General features: G+C 70.9%; 1 protein-coding gene. It reads left to right on the top strand.

The window, feature by feature from the left end:
- Positions 1-398, top strand: a 398-nt coding sequence (locus ABT116_RS38010; protein WP_351643961.1) for a UTRA domain-containing protein, incomplete at both ends; no start/stop codon positions are given.

Genomic DNA, 398 nt, shown 5'->3' with positions numbered 1-398 from the left:
CCGGGGGGTTAGTCCGCTGTATGGCGGGCGCCACGGCAGCGCGCCCGTGCCGGGCGAACTCGCCGAGTTCTTCCCCGATGTGCGGGAGGTGTCGACGTACCACCGGCTGCGCAGCGACGAGAAGACCGGCGAGCCGACGAATCACGCTCGCAACTACGTCCGCCCCGAACTGGCCGCGCGGATCGACCTGGACGACCTCGTCCGGTGGCCCATGACCAAGGTGCTGCGGGACGTGGCGGGGGCGGACATCGGCCGCATCACGGACACGGTGGAGGCGCGGCTGGCCGACCCGGAGACCTCGAGACTGCTTCAAGTCCCCCTGTTGAGCCCGATCCTGCACTACACCGGGGTGACCTACGACGCCGCCGGGCGGCCCCTGGACGTGGCCGTCATCCACT

Source organism: Streptomyces sp. NPDC002130 (assembly GCF_040296465.1).
Lineage (GTDB): Bacteria > Actinomycetota > Actinomycetes > Streptomycetales > Streptomycetaceae > Streptomyces.
This window is presented reverse-complemented; position numbering and strand designations above follow the sequence as displayed.